Annotated in this window: 15 protein-coding genes; 7 read left to right on the forward strand and 8 right to left on the reverse strand. The window is 38.3% G+C overall.

The annotated features are described in order from the left end of the window. The first annotated feature begins 206 nt into the window (after nucleotides 1–206). A complete protein-coding gene (locus tag ASJ81_RS15290; protein WP_170943342.1) occupies nucleotides 207–758 on the forward strand; it encodes a hemerythrin domain-containing protein in 552 nt (183 codons plus the stop codon). Between the two features lie 454 nt (nucleotides 759–1,212). Here ASJ81_RS15290 and ASJ81_RS15295 read toward each other — a convergent pair whose 3' ends face one another. The 6 genes from ASJ81_RS15295 to ASJ81_RS15320 all read right to left on the reverse strand — a co-directional run bounded on the left by ASJ81_RS15295 (nucleotide 1,213) and on the right by ASJ81_RS15320 (nucleotide 4,647). After that, complete coding sequence (locus ASJ81_RS15295; RefSeq protein ID WP_245860205.1) at nucleotides 1,213–1,569, reverse strand: ATP-binding protein; 357 nt, start codon at nucleotides 1,567–1,569, stop codon at nucleotides 1,213–1,215. Between the two features lie 105 nt (nucleotides 1,570–1,674). Next, nucleotides 1,675–2,103 carry a hypothetical protein gene (locus ASJ81_RS15300; RefSeq protein WP_095645132.1) on the reverse strand — a complete coding sequence of 143 codons (429 nt, stop codon included), beginning with the start codon at nucleotides 2,101–2,103 and terminating at the stop codon, nucleotides 1,675–1,677. 119 nt (nucleotides 2,104–2,222) lie between these two features. Further along, nucleotides 2,223–2,639, reverse strand: a complete 417-nt coding sequence (locus ASJ81_RS15305) for an ester cyclase (protein WP_095645133.1) — start codon at nucleotides 2,637–2,639, stop codon at nucleotides 2,223–2,225. A gap of 126 nt (nucleotides 2,640–2,765) precedes the next feature. Next, the gene (locus ASJ81_RS15310; protein ID WP_095645134.1) at nucleotides 2,766–3,110 is read right to left on the reverse strand and encodes a CGGC domain-containing protein; all 345 of its coding nucleotides are present in this window, start codon (nucleotides 3,108–3,110) and stop codon (nucleotides 2,766–2,768) included. Between the two features lie 52 nt (nucleotides 3,111–3,162). Then, entirely contained in the window at nucleotides 3,163–3,501 is a 339-nt protein-coding gene (locus ASJ81_RS15315; RefSeq protein WP_095645135.1) for a cupin domain-containing protein, read from the reverse strand. 486 nt (nucleotides 3,502–3,987) lie between these two features. Beyond that, entirely contained in the window at nucleotides 3,988–4,647 is a 660-nt protein-coding gene (locus ASJ81_RS15320; RefSeq protein WP_095645136.1) for an NAD(P)/FAD-dependent oxidoreductase, read from the reverse strand. A gap of 201 nt (nucleotides 4,648–4,848) precedes the next feature. On the opposite strand from ASJ81_RS15320, the gene ASJ81_RS15325 reads away from it, so the two are divergent. Then, the gene (locus ASJ81_RS15325; RefSeq protein ID WP_048110186.1) at nucleotides 4,849–5,205 is read left to right on the forward strand and encodes a winged helix-turn-helix transcriptional regulator; all 357 of its coding nucleotides are present in this window, start codon (nucleotides 4,849–4,851) and stop codon (nucleotides 5,203–5,205) included. Nucleotides 5,206–5,552: 347 nt separating this feature from the next. Further along, entirely contained in the window at nucleotides 5,553–6,989 is a 1,437-nt protein-coding gene (locus ASJ81_RS15330) for an MATE family efflux transporter (protein ID WP_095645137.1), read from the forward strand. A 215-nt stretch (nucleotides 6,990–7,204) separates the two neighbouring features. Here ASJ81_RS15330 and ASJ81_RS15335 read toward each other — a convergent pair whose 3' ends face one another. Together ASJ81_RS15335 and ASJ81_RS15340 are read right to left on the reverse strand one after the other, a co-directional pair. Continuing rightward, on the reverse strand, nucleotides 7,205–8,473 hold the full coding sequence (locus ASJ81_RS15335; protein WP_095645138.1) for a hypothetical protein: 1,269 nt from the start codon (nucleotides 8,471–8,473) through the stop codon (nucleotides 7,205–7,207). 931 nt (nucleotides 8,474–9,404) lie between these two features. Continuing rightward, nucleotides 9,405–11,216, reverse strand: a complete 1,812-nt coding sequence (locus tag ASJ81_RS15340; RefSeq protein ID WP_095645139.1) for a KUP/HAK/KT family potassium transporter — start codon at nucleotides 11,214–11,216, stop codon at nucleotides 9,405–9,407. A 339-nt stretch (nucleotides 11,217–11,555) separates the two neighbouring features. On the opposite strand from ASJ81_RS15340, the gene ASJ81_RS15345 reads away from it, so the two are divergent. From ASJ81_RS15345 to ASJ81_RS15360, 4 genes are all read left to right on the forward strand, one after another. After that, nucleotides 11,556–13,013 (forward strand): MATE family efflux transporter, encoded by a 1,458-nt coding sequence (locus tag ASJ81_RS15345; protein ID WP_095645140.1) that lies wholly within the window; start codon nucleotides 11,556–11,558, stop codon nucleotides 13,011–13,013. 967 nt (nucleotides 13,014–13,980) lie between these two features. Next, nucleotides 13,981–14,439, forward strand: a complete 459-nt coding sequence (locus ASJ81_RS15350; protein WP_095645141.1) for a MarR family winged helix-turn-helix transcriptional regulator — start codon at nucleotides 13,981–13,983, stop codon at nucleotides 14,437–14,439. 595 nt (nucleotides 14,440–15,034) lie between these two features. Then, on the forward strand, nucleotides 15,035–17,503 hold the full coding sequence (locus ASJ81_RS15355) for a PKD domain-containing protein (protein ID WP_095645142.1): 2,469 nt from the start codon (nucleotides 15,035–15,037) through the stop codon (nucleotides 17,501–17,503). Between the two features lie 750 nt (nucleotides 17,504–18,253). Continuing rightward, nucleotides 18,254–19,216 carry an AlbA family DNA-binding domain-containing protein gene (locus ASJ81_RS15360; RefSeq protein ID WP_095645143.1) on the forward strand — a complete coding sequence of 321 codons (963 nt, stop codon included), beginning with the start codon at nucleotides 18,254–18,256 and terminating at the stop codon, nucleotides 19,214–19,216. The last annotated feature ends 245 nt before the right edge of the window (nucleotides 19,217–19,461 follow it).

The raw sequence follows: 19,461 nt of genomic DNA on the forward strand, positions 1-19,461 counted from the left end.
ATGTAGCGTTACTGTCTGTATTTTCTAGAGTAATATAAGCTTATTATTGATGGATCACTCTATTATTGTTGGGTATTGAAATTGAATATTAAATAGAGTTCTAAAAATTTTATATAGGATTCTAAGGTTTTGTTCTTGAACAAGATTGCTATATTTATAGGATAAAAAAAGATCGAAGTTACTTTCAAGAGGCAATGGGGAGTAGTATGACACCGACAGATGACTTAAGAGAGGAACACAGGATTATCAAACAAGTAATACTGCCAGTCCTTGAAGAAATATGTGCGGAAATAGAATCTGGGAGAAGTGTTGAACAGAATAACCTTGAAGGATTCATAGTATTCGTTAAAGAATTTATTGAAAAATCTCACTATATAAAAGAAGAAATTTACTTCTTCCCGGAAATGGAAAAAGCAGGAGTTTTAGGGGCAAAAGAACTGATAACCTCCCTTAAAAAAGAACACGAAGAGGAAAGGCAATATATTAATGAAATTGATAAAGTCATTTTCGAGAAAGAGGAAAATAGGGAACTCTCTGCTATGGTTGAGTACTCAAAAGCCTATATGCAACTTTTGACTCTGCATATTGACAAGGAGGAAAATGAGCTTTTTCCGATGGCTGATGCCTATCTCTCACCGACTGTCCAGAAAGATTTGCTTAAATCTTTTGAAGATGTGGATACCGGAATAATAGGTCCTGAAAGACAGGAAGAACTCAAAATGTGGCTAGAGGGAAAAACTTATGTAAAGCCAGAGTAGGCACTTGAGTTCCACATCCCGAGTTCCGCTTCGGGAGCACGGGGCCCTTTTCGCTCACTTTGTTCGCTCAAGAGGGCTGAATTATAATGAAGATACTGAGTTGAGCTACAACTGCAAATTTAAGGGCAAGAAAGGTTAGATTCTCAATGCACTAAGAAAAATTGATTTACTCAAGTTTCTTTTTGGATCACTTGGCAGGCATGGTTATACCCTTTAAAAAAACTGTTTGCCCGCAAGCCTTTTCAAAAAAGGCTTGAGCGAAAAAAACTGCTAAATCTAAAATGTCATGACTGCGTGATCACAAGCCTTTTTAAAAAAGCTTAACCGCAAACCTTTTGAAAAAAGGCTTGGTTGAAAATCTCTGACAACATTTAGATTTGAAAAACTTATCCCCTAACCCTATCGGCGTGATCAACCGGCGCAACGGTTGCGGCTCAACGGTTTGTTGAAAGAGTTAGCCGTGAATCAGTTTAGGGAGGCAGCGGGTACATACCCACATACTTTGCATGTTGTGCCTGAGGGGGAGGAGATAGCTGGTGTCTTCGCTTGCCCCACAGATGAAACAGTGGATGGAAGTGTCTTTTTGTTTGGGCTGCGATTCTGCTTTTTCCCGGTTAAATTCGACAGTGTACCTTTCTTCCACCGATAGTGCACCTTCGGGACATATACCGATACAAAAACCCATACCATCACAGAGTTCCTCGGATACTACCTTTGCTTTCCCATTAATGATTTTAATAGCACCTTCGGCACAGGGCGCAATACATTTTCCGCAGCCTGTACATTTCTTTTCATCAATTTTTACTATCATTCGTTTTACCGTTAAATTGACCCCCATTGAAATATTTGATTGAAAAATATATTTTAATTGTGTCAGTAACAAAATATACAAGATATCGTAGAGTGAGAGTTTCATTCAAAGACCCGGCAAATACCCTTCCTTGTGCAGCATTTTCTTATAGTCATTTATTAATTTACACATCTTGCGGGTATAATTTACGAAGTCTGCGTCTTTTTCTCCTCTGAATAACAGTTTCTCAGCTTTTTCCAGAAGATCGGGATAAACGAATACCAGCTCTTCTTTGGTATGCAGGAACAAGGCTAAAAAATCCCTATGGATGCTCATGCTTTTCTGGAGAAGTTCTATATCCAGGGTCTTTTCGGAGATATAGTCTTTGAACTTCGTGTAAGCATAAAAGTTTGCAATATTATGGTTTAAAGAGTTTAAAATCGAGTAGAGGATATTGCCTGTTTTTGGAAGGGGAATGTCACGAAGCTCAAGGTCTGCACCATCGTAATTTTCATCTTCTTCGATATTCCGGTCCCGAGTTATATCATGGCTCATTTTATTACCTTATCTCATTTGTAAGTTATATTTATTATGAAAATTTAAATTCAAGAAATATAAATTAAACTCAAAAAATATAAATAATACCTTGTACCTGATAAAGTTTAACCCTCGTATTAAGGAGCAGGAACAATCCCTAGCTGTTGCATCAGGCCAAGAAGATTAGCTTCGCCCCACAACTCAATGATCTTACCGTCCTTAATGCGGAAAATCTCTATACCGGTCATGGTTATTGGCTTGCCTGTAGCAGGCAAATCCATGAAGTTACCTTTATGTACCCCGCTAGCTGTAAAACGTGCAGCTACGGTATTACCCTCGGCAATCATATCCTCGACTGTAACATTGAGGTGCTCGAAAGCTGCCCTGCATGCAGTAATTACTTCATTTATTCCCTCAATTCCCGGAGAAGCAGGAAGAGGTACATGCATAGCAAAATCGGGTGACAGCAAATCGTCAGCAGCACTTATATTTCCTTTAGAAGGACCTTCTTCAAAAAATCGGCGAACTATTGCCTTGTTCTCTTCCACAGACATATTTTCCTCGTTTGCGTATTTATTTATTCAGCTTTTGATATATTTCTTGTCTATAAACCTTTTTATCAACAGCTGTATTCAGTGATGAGTTGCCTTAGTGGTGAATTGTCTCCAAGAGTGAGTTCTTCAGTGATGAGTGCCTTCCACAACTTTTATTCCTGCATCCTGAATTGTCTTTTTTATACTATCAAGGTTAGGACATTTAGGGTAAGTACCATCCATAAGCATACAGGAACTGAGATGTACGGCATCAAGGCCATGCTTCTTGAGGGTGTTCACCAGACGGTACACTCTCCTGCCCGAACAACCTCCGCACGTGAAAAATGCGATCATCTGAGTATTTTCACCGTAGGCCTCAAAGTGTGACTTTCTTTCGTTGAAAGCCTTAAAGCAGCCTACACCCGGACAGGTTTCCGAGACGATATCGCAGCGCACGACCGCTATTTTTGTAGGTTTTGCATTTTCTTCCATTCATATCTCGTATTGAACAATCAGATAGCCGTTCTTACACTTGCTTTACACTTTATAGCATACGTGTAGCTTCGGTTTGCCTTGGGGCCTTTACGACCAGCACCCTGAAAATTCCATCTCCCTGATTCAGAAGGCGGTGAGGGATCTTTGCAGGACTCTCAACCAGCATATCTTGACTGACTTCCTGTTGTTCGTCGCCAACCTCAACAATACCTTTTCCTTCCAGAATGTAGAAAAAGACATCTGTAGGAGTAATATGTTTTTTTAAAGCTTCCCCTGGCTTAAGTTCTATATGTACTGCCTGAACGTGCTCGGTATTGTAGAGCATCCGGACACTCACATTGTGAGGATTCGGTTTTTCAGGTGAGGATTTCATCTCAGTAACTTTCATTAATTCTCCCCTTTTGACCATAGTTTTTTGTTTTTCAGCATCATGCCTTAGCTTAGCATTATGCCTTAACACCGTGCCTTAGTATTAATACCGACCAGGCTTATGTGAACACTCTAACGTTTTTGATTACACTAATATTCAATTCTGATATCCATTTATCAGTTAGATTCTTTTGATATCCATTTATCAGCTAGATTCTTTTGATATCCATTTATCAGTTAGATTCTTTTGATATCCATTTGTCAGTTAGATTCTATTATAATATCATCCATCAGTTAGATTCCATTATAATATCATCCATCAGTTAGATTCTATTATAATATCATCCATCAGTTAGATTCTATACTAATATAATGTTCACATATATGCCTGGTCGGTAAAATTTTTCCGATACTTGGAAAGTATTATGAATTTCAGCACCTGAAATTCTGGATTTATCCTTGGTTAAGAGTTGGTAAAACACACCACACAAAAGCTTACCTGGTTTCACAGGCCTACCTGAGATTTGAAACTCTCAAGGCCTATGTCCTCAATGAACCTTCCAAGTCTCTTTTTCGTACCAGAGCTTTTATAGAAATTAACGATTTTCTCGATTGCATCAAGAACTTCCTCTTCTGACAGTTCTTTTGCGACAACCTCAGCAAGTCTTGGACTTGCAGCTGCAGCACCTCCGACCATCAGGGTATATCCTTTAGCAGTGCCCATTACCCCTATGTCCTTAATGGCAGGTTCAGAGCAAGAGTTCGGACAACCGGAAACTGCCATCTTGAACTTGGAAGGCATCGACATTCCATGATATTTTTCATCCAGTTTCAGACCCAGGCCTACTGCATCCTGTTTTCCTTGCTTGCAGAAAGTGGTCCCAGGACAGAACTTTACACTTCTTACGCAAAGCCCTACAGCTGCACCGGGTTTCATGTCCAGATCAGCCCATGCATTATCAAGATCTTCTTCCTTCAGGCCCACGATTGCAATCCTCTGGGCAGAAGTCATCTTAAGAGCAGCAGCGCCATATTTTTCCGCAACGTCGGCTATCTTCCTGAGGGTTTTTGGGTCAGCAATTCCTCCTGGGATATGAGGGGCGATTGCATAGGTTTCACGGTCTCTCTGAACAATGGCACCTTTTTCCGGTAAGTTGTCCTTCATGATTATCATTCACTCCAAACTGTCTGAATTTACTACATAGTTAAATTCCAGGAATTCTGACGTTATTTTTGCCAGATCTGGGGACTTTTACAAGAAATTACATGCACATATTTTATAAAATATGTTGTATATTAGTATTTTTTTGATATTAGTATATTAGAGATACTAATTTATATATTGGACAGTTTCTATGTTTATACCATGAAAGACTGTACAGTCTACAAGACAATGAATATCATCGGGAAAAGGTGGACAATCCATATCCTTCTGGAGCTACACAAAGGGGAAAAAAAGGAAAAGCGCTTTAATGAGCTTAAAAGGAAACTTGGATACATAACCCCCAAAATTCTCTCCGAGAGGCTGACAGAACTGGAAACTGAAGGCCTGATTGAAAAGAAGATTGATAATTCAACAAACCCTCCAAAATCCGAATATTACCTGACCGAAAGCGGAGTGGACTTCGTAAAAATAATACAGGCAATTAAACGCTGGGGATTAAAGTGGAAATTCCAGAATGAAGAATGCGAAAAGGCTATTTGCATGTACTGTGAGCGTTAGATCGTAACTAAGGAATGATGAAAAATTAGATAGCAAGTAACGTAAGCACCAAATTTCCATTTTGAGATCAAATATGGGGAGTATCACTTAAGTACGGCTCTACAACCTGAAACGTACTGCACATACTTTAGTGATCCTGAAATAAAAGTACCGGGAAAACAGAGAAAAAGCCGGAAGACCTGCAGGAACGTTTGGATAGTAGATAACTGTGCCTTTATGTGAGAAAGAAAGCATACTGTTAATTTTCAATACAGAAGATATAATACAGAAGAGCCGAGTACTACAGAAAGTGTCTTAAAAACTTGAATACCTGTTTTAAAAACGGTTTGTTAAGGAAGATGCAATAGATGAAAATTAATGAAGATGAAAGTGAAGTTTCTGCCGGCTATTCAGGAAAAAAAGAGACGAATGGCGTAAAAATCCTGCAGGGAGATCCGAAAAAAGCCATAATAAAGCTGTCAATCCCAATGATAGTTGCTATGTCCGTGCAGACAATTTACAGCCTTATTGATACTTACTGGGTTTCCGGACTTGGAGCCGACGCCCTTGCAGCAATGGGTTTTGTATTCCCGTTTTTCTTTATAAGCATGGCTCTATCAAACGGAATAGGCATAGGAGGAGGATCTGCAATCTCCCGTATGATCGGAGCCAGGGATAAAGCCGGTGCAGACAATGTAGCCGTACATACCATAATCGTAATTATCCTGCTCTCTATTGCATTTACAGTACCGTTTTATCTCTTTGCCCCTCAGCTCTTTGCCCTTGCAGGAGCCGGAAAAGCTACAGGACTTGCAGTAGCGTATGCCAGAGCTATTTTTCTTGGAAGCATTATAATTTTCTTTTCCAATGTAGCCAATGCGATTCTTCGAAGCGAGGGAGATTCGAAACGAGCTATGAAGGCTATGATTTTAGGCGGGGTACTGAACGTTATCCTTGATCCCATATTCATATATACTCTGAACATGGGAATTGCAGGTGCAGCCTGGGCTACTGTACTTTCTATAGGGGTATCCTGTGTTATGATGGCAAACTGGCTGTTCTTCAAGAAAGATACCTATGTAGCCTTTAACTTCAAGGATTTCCGCTTTGAGAAAAGCATTATAAAAGAGATCTTCAGTGTTGCACTTCCGGCTTCAGCCCAGCAGCTTTCCATGTCCCTGTCAATGATATTCATGAACTACATTATTGTGCTTGTAAGTAGCACTGACGGAGTTGCAGTTTATGCGACGGGATGGAGAATAGCGACAATTGCAACTTCTCCTTTATTGGGAATGGCGACTGCCGTAATTTCCGTATGTGGGGCTGCAATCGGAGCCCATGATTATATAAAGGCAAAGGCTGCCCTTTCCTACTCAACCAGAGTCGGATTCCTAATAGAATGTGTAGCCGGGGCTTTTATTTTTGCTTTTGCCATGCCGATAGCGTCTATATTTACACAGTCAGAAGGTGGAACCCACATAACTGACGATCTTGCGCACTTCCTGCGTGTGATGTGTACTTTCTATCCCATGCTTGCACTTGGCCTCTTTTCATCCTCCTTTTTCCAGGGAGCAGGAAAAGGTCTTAACTCCCTGATTGCTACCCTCCTCAGAACTATTGTCTTTACCCCTCTCTTTGCAGCTCTCCTGGCTTTTACCTTTAATATGGGACAAGTAGGAGCCTGGTGGGGTTTAGTCATAGGCAATGGAATAGGTTCTCTGTTGATGTACATATGGGCAGAATATTTCCTGAAAGCACTTTTAAAAACAAAATATATTACAAAAACTGATGGAGCCTCATCATGAAACAGGCAAGAGCTCTTTTCCCGAATTTCTTATTAATCCCTATTTAAGTTTGAGTCGATAAGCCATTAAGATATTAATATCGTTTCAACTAGTAAATATTAAATATTTTTCAGGTGTCGTGATATAGAATACTTTTTGGCTATTAGATATTGAATATTTTTCAGATATTCGATATAGAATGTTTTCCAGATTTTTACCTTCCCGGTTTTTGTTTTTCAGAAATAATCGCTTATTATCCAGTTATGTATAATTGCCCATAACTCGTGAGAATTATAATCAAGGGCTATGCTACCATGACCCTGGTTCTTCCAGCCTATGTAAGTAACCTTATCATTTATTTTTCCGACCTCGTTTTTGTACCACCAGGAACCGTAGTCGCTGAAACCTCCCCCTAACCCGATATAAAGAAGAGGGGAGCTTATTCTTGAAAAGTCAATCTCATAGCCTTCCACATTTCCCATCAATCCGGCCATATAAAGGTCCAGGTATTTAGGTGCATAAGGAACAGCCCCTCCGGTTAAGGTCAAGTTAAGTAGCCTGTCTTCATCAACATAATAAAGGCCATCCAGATCTCCGCTCCAGTAATGATAATTCGGAGTATAAGGGTATGCATTAAATGCATAAGTTTGGGTAGCCATAAGCCGGAAAAGTTGTTTGTTTGTAAGGTCAGGTTGAAAAATGGATTCTCGATCAGGATCGGTTAAAGCCAGATTGGCTATATGAATCATAGTAGCCATATTGCTGCTATTATATGTCCTGTTTTCCAAACATCTGGAAATAGTGTCAAATTCCTGTGCCTGAGATCTTATTAACTCCGAATGTTTAGGCTCGTACTTAATAATGATATCAACAGGAACCATTTTGTTAACCGAGCCTAAAACAAGGTCGTTATACGTGCTAGCTCCGTAAGCAGTAAGAATCAAGGCCCCATGACTGTGGCCAATTGCCGTAACCTCTATGTCCTCTACAGCTTTATCACTCAGGAAAGCTGTATGAACTCTTGATACTGCTATGCCGTTGTATGTATCACTCAGGTAACTGTCAATGGTCCAGTTTTCCATGTAACTGAAATTGGTCTCATCCATCGGAATATTTGTCTCTCTTCTATCCAGAATATACGTGCTGTATCCTTGCTGAGCGTAGTATATAGCCATATCGGAATAGAAGCTTTCAGTCAAAGCTTGACCGGGCAGGATTATTAAGTTTTTACTTTGAACTATACTCCAGGGACTCTTTTCTTTTACATAATTGGTGAGTACAATGTAATCATACTCTCCGGGTCCAACATTTATCTTAAGTTTATACTCTGCTACATCGCCTCGGATAAGGCCGATTCTATTGCTTTCCATTAAGGTAGGGTACATACCTGGTATTCCGAACGAAGCAGATTTATGGAAAAAAGTCCTCAGATTATCGGATTGATTAGGTATGGTCTCTGTTTTATTCTCAGGGTTGACAGCTAATGGTGCTACTCGGTTCTTCATCTTCTTACCTTTGTGAGACTCTCGAATTAGATTTTAGACTTGAAAATTTGTATTTTGTGAAATTTTTTGTTAAGCAAAGCAGGCTAATTTTCAGCTTTGACTTCAAATTGCATAGCGTGAAATAGCAAAAAGCAAGCCAATAATGCTAAAAACCAAATCCTGAAAACATGATAACATAGGGATCGTTTATTACCAGGAACAGGCACGTAAACCAGGATGAAGTTGTTCGATTTTCGATTTGCATTTTCAGTTATAAAATATTACTTAATTCATCACATAATTTAATACAGATAAGAATTGTGGTTTGAGATTTCGGCTAATTTTTGTTTGAATGTCTATATTTGTGTATTAAAAGTAATGTTGGTAGAAATAATATAGAGCCAGGCGTACAATTACTGTTACTGACGCAGCCGATAAGCCAGTAATAAAAGAAACAACATCAAAAATTTTAAAGACAAACTAATTCATAAACTAACTAATCCATCACTTTGAAGTCAAGAAACTTCCGTAATTTCCGAGCAGGCTCTAGCTCTGATGAGAACAGAGGAGCCGAAACAGAGACAGGAAGAGTAAAAGCCAAAGAAGAGAGCTAGCTCATATAGTGTTTCTGAATTAGGAATATTAACGCTATAAGCCTGTTAGGAGTTTATGCTGTTAAGAAGAAGTAAATCAGGCTAAAAAAGAGTTAAAGTGTAACTGAAGGAAAAATCGATCCATTTTTCCATGTTTAGTTTAATGGTTAAAAAAGGAAAAATAGAAATCAATGAGGTCATAAAAGGAAAAATTCAAATTTTTCCACAAAAAGCTGTAGAAAGTAACATAAAATCATGAAACTAAGACTCCTAGTTACTTCCCCGATTTCAGACTACCGAGTTTTCGTCTTAAACCCGGATTGAAGGCTTGGAATGTACATGTCCGTTTTTATCCGTTTTTACATTTCGAACCTCGTCATAACCCCATGAAGTTCGTCAGTAGGGAGCCTGTAAAACTGGACAAAGGAAGGTGATATCTTTTTGATTATGGAAAATACTCTCCAGATTAAGTTATTAGTAAAAATATCCTCTACTCCGTAGAAAATGGTTTTTTCGTGAACGCCCTGGTCTTCAAGAATCTGTTCAACATTAACAATTTCCATGTATCCTGCTCGTATTTCCAAAATTTTTAATCCTTTTGCCGGTTCTTTTGTGAACGAGCTTTCTATTCCGAACGGGCTGTCAGACTTGATAATGGAAATAAAAATATTATTTTCGTAAATGATGTTGTTTTTAAACATCACATGGGAAATATACTGGGGAATGCTTTCGATGTCACGCGTAAAGAAGAGGGCGGTCCCCATAATTTTATTTTGGGTGGCATATAAATAATTATATTTTTTAAGAAAGTCTTTAGCACTCATGAGTTTCATCAGTTCATACAATTTCTTTTGTCCGGATGTATATATAAGTATAAGAGAGAGAATAAAAGCCGCTATGATGATTGACCAGTAGCCCCCGTGGGGGATTTTATAGCTATTTGAGAGAAGGAATACTATGTCAATAAGTGTTATAAATAACGAAATAACAGCTTTAGTTATATCTTTTCTATGGTAAAATATCGAAGTCATCATTATGCCCGTAATAGACATGGTTCCTGTAACTGCCAATCCATATGCAGCTGCAAGTCTGGCCGACTCTCTAAATACAAGCATCATAAATAATACAGAAATAAGAAGAAGCCAGTTTATGGTACTTATGTAGATTTGGGACTTTAATATCCCGGAGGTATAATCAATCTTCAGCATTGGAATTATCCGGGTTGTTATTCCCTGATATACTATAGAGAACATACCGCTGATCATAGCCTGAGAAGCGATAATTGTAGCTATGATACTGAGGAGAAGGAATGGGATATAAAGTATGTTTGCCTGCTGGTTTATCATCTGATACAAAAAATTTGTCGAACCAGGATTTCGGAGAAGAAACGCGCCCTGCCCGAGATAATTCAAAACCAGTGCTATAAACACGAATCTCCAGGCTTTTAAGATAGGCTCTCTTCCCAGGTGTCCCATATCAGCGTATAGTGCTTCACCTCCCGTGGCGCACAGGATGACTTCGGATAGCACAAAAAATCCTACAATCCCGTTATCCAGAAGAAAACTGATAGCATAATAAGGATTGATAGCGTTAAGTACTTCTGGAGTATAGAAAATAGAGGCGATACCTGAAAATCCAATGGCTGCAAACCATAGAACCATTATAGGCCCAAAAACCCACGTAATCTTTTCTATTCCCTTGCTCTGGACTGAAAAAAGTGCTACTGCAATTGCGGCAGAAATAAGTATAATTGTTCCCTGGCTTATGCTTTCGAACTGAGGAATAATTCGCAAGCCCTCGACTGCGCTCAGAATACTTATTGCAGGAGTAATTACTCCATCTCCAATGAGGAAAGATGTTCCTATATAAGCTAACAATGTGACCAGAGCTACGTTTCTACTCGACTTGAGCAGAGGAACGAGTATTTCTTTTAAAACTATCGTACCTCCTTCCCCTTTTTTACCCAGACTCATTGCAAGCCAGGCGTATTCCAGAGTCACAAGTATGATGAGTGTCCAGATAATTAAAGATAAAACTCCTATTATGTGAACGGGTGTAGGTCTTGTTAGAAGGAAAATAACGGTCAAAGTATAAATAGGACTTGTCCCGATATCTCCGAAAACAAGACCCATAGACTTTACTACTTCTCTAAATTCTGACTTGGAAAACATAGTATTCACCTTTTTGCTCCAGAATTATCACAAAGATACGATTTGAAATAAAAATTCCACTCTGTAAGCCCTAAAACGATAAATCATGATTTTTCTACCCTATAAGAAAAAGGAAACGGATTATTTTTAAAATTGTGACTTTTAAATATTACTGTTTTCATATTGTTATCATCTCTATATGTGGTCAATAAGCCTAACAGTAAATAGCGATTCAGTAAAGGATGGTTTTGAGTATTACTTTTTTATATATAAAGCTCATGACCCTTTCTCCATAAAATGAAGATTTCACATCTCAAATCTCATCATAACTGCAGGTAGTTCTGGAAACGGCGGGAGAAAATGAACAGTGGATCATTAACCGGAAGCAAAGACGCTGACGAGTACTCATGGGACAGGATGAAAGAGAAAGAAGGAGTCCCTCGTAAGAGTACAGAAGGGGTGAATATTCTTCTCGGTGATCCCAGGAAAGCCGTTGTCAAGCTCTCAATTCCTACTATAGTTGCCATGTCTGTCCAGACTATATACAGTCTTACTGATACCTTCTGGGTCTCCGGGCTTGGAGTTGATGCCCTGGCTGCTATTGGATTTGCTTTTCCATTTTATGTAATCCAGATGGCGCTTACTGGCGGGTTAGGAGTCGGAGGAGGAGCTGCAATTTCTCGACGCATAGGAGCCAGGGATAAAGCCGGTGCGGATAATGTTGCAGTTCATACCCTCGTGATAATGCTTATCTCCACAGTTGCCCTTACAGTCCTTGGACTTGCGATTATAAAGGATCTCTTTATTTACAGTGGGGCTGGAAGAACGACAGGACTGGGAGTAGAATATGCCAGGGTGATTTTTGCAGGCAGTTTTGCTTTCTTTTTTACAAATATTGCGAATTCCATCCTGAGAAGTGAAGGAGATTCAAAAAGAGCTATGAGATCCATGATTCTGGGTTCGGGCCTTAATATAGTGCTTGACCCCATTTTTATATATACCCTGGGGCTTGGGGTCGCAGGAGCAGCACTGGCTACAGTTATCTCTTTTGCCATATCAGGACTGCTGATGTTCTACTGGTTTTTTATTAAAAAAGACACCTATATTTCTTTCAGGTTTCACTCTTTCAAATTCAACAAATTAATTGTCAGGGATATTTTCCGAGTAGGAATTCCCTCATCAATAGAACAGCTTGCTCTGGCACTGACCGCCCTTATAATGAACTTTGTTATTGCAACCGTTGGTGGTACGGACGGAGTTGCAGTTTACGCAACAGCCTGGAGAGTAACAAGTATTGCAGTTTCTCCTCTTATAGGAGTTTCAATCGCTGTAGTCTCAATCAGTGGAGCTGCCTTTGGAGAGAAGGACTTTAAAAAAGCGCAGAATACCCTTATCTATGCAATTGAAATCGGTTTTCTCGTAGAAATGATAATTGCCGCCATAGTGTATTTTTTTGCCCCAGACATTGCTGCTGTCTTTACACATACCGAAAATGCAGCCCGTATAGCTCCTGAACTGACGAAACTTCTTAAAATTATGACGATTTTCTATCCAGTTGTAACCTTCGGAATGCTCGCAGGTTCTCTCTTTCAGGGTGCAGGAAAGGGTACAAGCGCCCTTGCTGCTACTCTTCTGCGAAGTCTTGTGATGACTCTATTTTTTTCCTTACTTTTTGCGTTCGTACTCGACTGGGGGTTACTCGGAGTCTGGTGGGGACTGGTTGTGGGTACAGTAATCGGTTCAATTATTACTTTTGTGTGGGCGCAGGTGTATTTGAGGTGTGTGATAAAAGAGGGGGCAGTAGTAGGAAAATGCTGAATGGATAATTATCTACAGATTTTTGTGTGGAAGTAATTCGTCAGGTGTTTTTGCGGCTTTTTATTATAAGTTTATAATTAGATCCGTAGACTTTACCACCTGATTTCATTCAATATCCATTCAGTATCCATTCAGTATCCATTCAGTATCCATTCAGTATCCATTCAGTATCGTTTTTCAGAGTTCCAGGTTCGAAAGATATATTCTTTTTTAAGTTTATCTTTACAATGAAGCTCACCTAACCGTAAGGAACTATTGATTTTTAAACATAAATCTCTTTTTCTGGCAGCTTGAAATTTTCCTGTCGGTTTGGTAAATCTGGTATGATGGTTAAAAATATGGGAAACAGAACTTTCCACTAAGTACGGATTCGTAAAAAAAGCTACTTTTAGAGAAACATATCTTGTAGGTTCATATCTTGTAGGTCCATATCTTATAGGCTCATGTCTTGTATAGGTTCATATCTTGTAGCATATCCTGTAGGTCTATTACCCTGTAGGTTCATACTTTGTAGGTTCGGGTTTTTATGTTGAGGATTATTTCCTCACGAGAGGTACATGGAGCACTGATAGTGCCCACTTCTATAAGACAGGCCAAGGACAGCAAATGTGAAACCGAGAAAATCTTTGATTATACATCGACGCCTAACGTTTAAATAGGCCTTAATTACAAATCATAAAGTATAAATAAAACCGGTTCATTTTTAGTTTGAAATCTAACAGTAAGAAACTGAATAGTAAATTAAAAACGGTCACAATTCGGATGATAAGGTACAATTAAAACGGTCAAACTCAAGAAAATTTGTAAAACCCGTTAAGACCAGCAAATTCAACTAAGAAACACCTCGCAAACAAGTCTACTGGATAAGGAACGCCTCGCAAAAAGACCTCTAATGGCTACTATCCTGCCTTTATCATCCGAATATTGACTGCAAATCAAACTGCAAAAAACCCTGACTGTGATACCAATGAAGGAAGAAAAGATAAAAGAAACAGTAAAACTCCAGTTTGAGATAATCAATCTGTTTCAAAAAAATTTTGCTAAAATTTTTCACAAACCAGGGGAGAGTCCTTATAACCTCAATAAAAATCAGAATAGAGCAATTATGATTATTGGGTCAATAGACAATATTATGCCTACAACCCTGGGAAAATGTCTTGATCTTCAGAAGGGAAGCTTGACAAGTATGATCGATGCTCTTGAAAGAGAAGGGCTTGTTTGCAGGAAAAAAGACCCCCAGGATAGGAGAAAAAACCTTATTTCTCTCACCGAAAAGGGAAAAGCTTACAGAGACTGGTTCATGGGAGAACTTGAAGAAAATGCTTCAGAGATTCTCAGAAGGCTGGATGAAGAGGACATCCTTGCATACAAGGAGAGCCTGCAAATAATGCTTGCAACGCTGAAGAAGCTTGATGACACAATTTGAACAAAAACAGTATCGTAAGGACGTATCTGATATCGAGCTTGCAAATATTTGTGCCGTTGCTTTTAGTTTTATATCGATGTTGTGAAATCAATTAACGCAGCCACATGACTTAAAAGGACTGTCCCATAAAAAGGACTGTCCGATAATAATCAGTAATAAACGGACTTTTTTTCAATTTAAATGTTTTAAACTCCCTTCTTTTTGCCACTCTTTTCATTGCCTCATAACTCAAAGCTAAACTGTTGAACATATATTACACATCAGAATAATTACATTTCTACATTTTAAGGTGAAAGTTGCTGACACTTTTATTGAAAGCCAGTTCCATAAAGGAAAATCTAGATATTTAATAAAGAGAATACTGCATAAATCTAACTGAATGATTATAAATGCAAAAGGTCAATGTATTCACCTTCACGTTCATAAACGAGTACTGTCAATGTGTTCAACTTCACGTCCATAAACGAGTACTGGTATTAAGCTTACATTCAAACTGAGTTATGTTTTTAAAAGTCAGTTGAGTCATTGCGTTACTCTAATGATAATAAATGCAGATAGTACAACTAAGTTAGTAAAGTACAGGCACTGAGCAAAAATGAAGATTAAAAAATATCAACTAATAGCCATACTCCTTGTAGCTATCTTAATAGCATTCATACCCCTCGTATCAGCAGCTCCTGCAGGAACATCCGAGTCCACAGTAGTAGCAGCCGCAAAAGGCTGGATTGGAGTTAAATCCGTGCATGGAGGTAACAGCAGATCGGGCATTGATTGCTCTCATTTGGTATATCAAGTATATAAGCAAGCCGGAGCCAAAGACATAGTTTTCCAAACTGTGCCTAACATGAAAAAAAATGCATATTATGTTACTACAGCTTCTCCGAAGCCCGGTGATGTAATTTTTTGGAAAAAGGACATCACTAAAAACAACAGGAATTATTGGCTTACCAGTCATGTGGGAATATACATAGGGAGTGGGCAGTTCATAGATACATCTTTTGAGACAAAGACAGTTACCACAGAAAGTATTAGTGGCGTGTATCAGGAAGGAATGCCGTATTATGCGAAATGGAACTCTGGTGGAAGCGATGACACGGATAGCGATGAAACTCCCGATAATAACGATGTAAACGTGCCGGTTGCTGCATTCTCTATGTCCCCTACCTCTGGAAAAGCTCCATTGAATGTAGCATTTACTGATAAAAGTACGGATGCAACTTCCTGGGCATGGAGCTTTGGAGACGGAAGTACTTCGACAGAGAAAAACCCAAAGCATACCTACTCTGAAGCAGGAAACTATAACGTTGTCCTGACTGTAAATAATGAAAAGGGCTCAAACTCAAAGACTCAAAAATTAATTGTTCAGAGCGAACCAGCTCCGGAAAAAGTTTTTCCTGTAGCGAACTTTAATGCAGACACCATGAGTGGCTCTGCTCCTCTTTCTGTGCGATTTACAGATATATCACAGAATGCAAACGAATGGAACTGGAATTTTGGAGACGGAGCTACTTCAAACGAGAAGAGTCCAGCGCATACCTATGTCTCAGCCGGAAACTATAAAGTTGTCCTGACCGTAAACAATGGAAACGGTTCAAGCTCGAAAGCTCTAAGTATAACTGTGAAAGGAGAACCGGATCAAGAAAAAATTCTTCCTGTAGCAAACTTTAATGCAGACACTATCAGTGGCCCTGCTCCTCTTTCTGTGCAATTTACAGATATATCACAAAATGCAAATGAATGGAACTGGGACTTTGGAGACGGAGCAACTTCAACCGAGCAGAACCCGGATTATACTTATTTCTCAGCAGGAAACTATACTGTTGTCCTGACCGTAAATAATGAAAATGGCTCGAGTTCGAAAACTCTAAATATAAATGTTGAGGGAGAACCGGATCAAGAAGAAACCCTTCCTGTAGCGGATTTTGATGCAGATACCACGAGCGGCTATGCACCTCTCGATGTGCAATTTACAGATCTGTCGCAAAACGCAAACGAATGGTACTGGAATTTTGGAGACGGAAATACTTCAACCGAGCAGGATCCGTTGCACATATATTCCTCAGCCGGAAACTATGATGTTAACCTGACAGTAGTTAATGAAAACAAAACTTCCTCGAAAATCACTACAATAAACGTACTGGAAGAAAGCAATTCAAGCGACAGCAACAGTAATAGTAACACTATCGGCAATAGTGACAGTAACAGCGAAAGTGATAGCAATAGCGACAGCGATAGTAATAGCGAAAGCGACAGTAGCAGTGATAGTGATAGTGATAGTAACAGTGACAGCAGTGGTGAAGGACACAGCCACAAGAGTGGAAGCAGCAGTGGAAGCATTGGTGGATCCCCCGAACCAGCCAGTAATGTCCAGGTAAAAGAGAATTTACAGAACTTTATTGCCAGTGGAAAGGATGTGAATTTTAATTTTACTAATAACGTAACCTGTGTTGAATCGATAACATTCAGATCAATAAAAACCGTAGGAAAGACCACTACAATAGTAGAGGAACTGAAAAATAAGTCAAGCCTGGTTTCCAAGCTACCTGAAGGCATTGTCTACAAATCATTCAATATATGGGTTGGAAATGGTGGTTATGGAAACTCAAAGAATATTGAGAGTTCATCTGTCAATTTTAAAGTTAATACCTCATGGGTAAACGAGAATAATATAAACAAGTCTTCAATTCTACTTGATTGGTACGATGACGAGAAAAAAGAATGGATAGAACTGCCAGTAAATCTAACAGGTGAAGATGATCAGTTCTTGCATTTCACAGCGAACGTACCTGGCTACTCTTCCTTCGCAATAACAGGCACAAAGGACGAAGGTAACATAATAAATGCAAAACTTGCTCAAACAGCCACAAATAACACTACAGGCAGTAATGCAGGCAATACTGCAAGCATTAGTGAAGGCAGTAATGCAAGCAACAACTCAAGCAACAGTGCAAACACTATTGAAAATAATGTCACTGAAGAAAGTACAAAATCTCCGGGATTTAGTATAATCAGTGGCATTATATGTCTATTCTGTATTTTCTTGTATAGAAGTAAGAAAAGATAAAACAAAGTAAATTAGCAGGATGTCGAGGGTTATTGATTTGATCTGACAAGCGAGTACATTTGCTTTTCATAGTAAGGTTGGAAAAACTACCCCTCATATCACTATTTTTAGATTACTATAATTTTCTGAATTTTATTTTCCGAGTATTATTGGCAGTGTACCTATTTTTCTGTAAAATTAGAAATCTCAAAAAGTTGGTAGTTTAAAATCCAATATTAAGAGAATGGATTATATTCAGTAAGTAAAAAATGAACTGAATTTACAGCAAATTCGCGACATTGCCCAAAAATATGCCTATTTTTTTATAAAATTACAAATCTCAAGAAGTTACTGGGTGGAAAATTTCGTATTATTTGATTCATTTTCTCATAGTACGCAAAAACTTGACTCCAAATTTACAGCAAATTTAAGAGCCTATCCTAAAAGTGGTTACCTACTATAACTTTTACAATATGCAATGCAAAAACGAAACGGATGCCCGGATATTTAGAGATATTTCAACTTTTCGGTATGCATTACTGACTTTTTGGGTAAGCTCAAATTATATTTTTGTAGTTATATACCGTGATATAGGGATATGAGGCTTTCGAAGTGGAAAAATGAAAAAAATATGGTGGAAATCACCATTTAATTGGCCGAGTAGACCAGAAGGTCTCGTTTTATTCGACTTGTTCGGTTTCCCAATGTTGCATAGCCTAACAAAGTATACATTTTCGAAAAAAATATTAAGATCTAAATTAATTACTTTTTATGCTGTTCAGTAAACCTGTATCTGAAATTGATTTTTCTGATATAAATCAATTAAAAGATGATCAGATTGAAGAGTCTGAGATTTTAGATTATAAAGAAAAAATCGATGATGATAATATTATATTAAAAGAAGTGGTTGCTTTTTCTAATAGTCGGGGAGGCTACTTAGTATGTGGTGTTAAAGAAAGTGGAAGAAAGGGAAGTAACAGAGGATCTTATCCAGAAGCTATAACTGGAATTGATGGTAGTTACAACTACGAACGATTAGAACAATTAATTATAGGCAATATAACGCCACGGGTTAGTGTTCAATTCAAAAAAGTTCCAATTCCTGATTCTGATAGAATTATTTTGATAATACATATTCCAGAAGGTCAGAACAAACCTTACTATTTCAGTAGAGGAAATAGATATTTCAAGAGATACAATTTTGAAGCGGCACCTATGGCAGAGCATGAAATAGAAGCTATGTATCGTGAAAGATTTTTTGGAGTTAGCAATTTATCTCGATACATAAGCGAAGCTGTATCATTCAACAGAGTTTTTATACCCATTGAAAAAAGATCAAAAATAATCGATTGTCATATTATTGTATCCCCGTTACGAATCGAAGAAAGAATAATCGACGCGACTGATGGGATGAGAATCAGCAATGAGCTCAGAAAATCAATGGTAAAGATTACTCACTCGCCTCAATATTTGTATGGATCAGAAGAGCCTTCAAAGTATGGTATTAAGTGGAAAGATAGAATTATGAATAGCGTTGTCGAAATTCATAGGAACGGCTTAATTTATTCTATGAAGAAATGTGGCGATTTTGATGATGATGAAAATATATTAATGCTGTCAGAGTATACATTTGGTTACAATCTGCTTAATTCAATCTTATTTGCTGATAGTGTTTACTCGATGTTTAATTTTGCGGGTAGGGTAAAAATAGATGGTCAATTTGTATCTAATTGATATTCATTTGTATTCGGTTAAGGATTTTGAGCTGCTGATCTCGATTTCGACGGAAAAACTCAAACCCAAATGTTTAGTGTTTAAATTGAAATCGATATCAGATTCCAGTTTTGCATTTGATGAATAATTTAACAAATTTTATGAAAATCAATTCAATTGATAACGATTTTTCCTTAACCGATGACCAATGAATTGATATTATATATTTGAAAATCGTATATTTATACTATGGGAGAACGAGGTCC

Source organism: Methanosarcina spelaei (assembly GCF_002287235.1).
In the GTDB taxonomy this organism is placed as follows: domain Archaea; phylum Halobacteriota; class Methanosarcinia; order Methanosarcinales; family Methanosarcinaceae; genus Methanosarcina; species Methanosarcina spelaei.

Excerpts from the sequence above, each read along its gene's own strand:
- ASJ81_RS15360 (WP_095645143.1), top strand. The coding sequence starts at position 18,254 with ATGCTGTTCAGTAAACCTGTATCTGAAATTGATTTTTCTGATATAAAT.
- ASJ81_RS15355 (WP_095645142.1), top strand. The coding sequence starts at position 15,035 with ATGAAGATTAAAAAATATCAACTAATAGCCATACTCCTTGTAGCTATC.
- ASJ81_RS15320 (WP_095645136.1), bottom strand. The coding sequence starts at position 4,647 with ATGAAGGACAACTTACCGGAAAAAGGTGCCATTGTTCAGAGAGACCGT.
- ASJ81_RS15325 (WP_048110186.1), top strand. The coding sequence starts at position 4,849 with ATGAAAGACTGTACAGTCTACAAGACAATGAATATCATCGGGAAAAGG.
- ASJ81_RS15315 (WP_095645135.1), bottom strand. The coding sequence starts at position 3,501 with ATGAAAGTTACTGAGATGAAATCCTCACCTGAAAAACCGAATCCTCAC.
- ASJ81_RS15305 (WP_095645133.1), bottom strand. The coding sequence starts at position 2,639 with ATGTCTGTGGAAGAGAACAAGGCAATAGTTCGCCGATTTTTTGAAGAA.
- ASJ81_RS15295 (WP_245860205.1), bottom strand. The coding sequence starts at position 1,569 with ATGATAGTAAAAATTGATGAAAAGAAATGTACAGGCTGCGGAAAATGT.
- ASJ81_RS15340 (WP_095645139.1), bottom strand. The coding sequence starts at position 11,216 with ATGTTTTCCAAGTCAGAATTTAGAGAAGTAGTAAAGTCTATGGGTCTT.
- ASJ81_RS15310 (WP_095645134.1), bottom strand. The coding sequence starts at position 3,110 with ATGGAAGAAAATGCAAAACCTACAAAAATAGCGGTCGTGCGCTGCGAT.
- ASJ81_RS15345 (WP_095645140.1), top strand. The coding sequence starts at position 11,556 with ATGAACAGTGGATCATTAACCGGAAGCAAAGACGCTGACGAGTACTCA.
- ASJ81_RS15335 (WP_095645138.1), bottom strand. The coding sequence starts at position 8,473 with ATGAAGAACCGAGTAGCACCATTAGCTGTCAACCCTGAGAATAAAACA.
- ASJ81_RS15350 (WP_095645141.1), top strand. The coding sequence starts at position 13,981 with ATGAAGGAAGAAAAGATAAAAGAAACAGTAAAACTCCAGTTTGAGATA.
- ASJ81_RS15290 (WP_170943342.1), top strand. The coding sequence starts at position 207 with ATGACACCGACAGATGACTTAAGAGAGGAACACAGGATTATCAAACAA.
- ASJ81_RS15330 (WP_095645137.1), top strand. The coding sequence starts at position 5,553 with ATGAAAATTAATGAAGATGAAAGTGAAGTTTCTGCCGGCTATTCAGGA.
- ASJ81_RS15300 (WP_095645132.1), bottom strand. The coding sequence starts at position 2,103 with ATGAGCCATGATATAACTCGGGACCGGAATATCGAAGAAGATGAAAAT.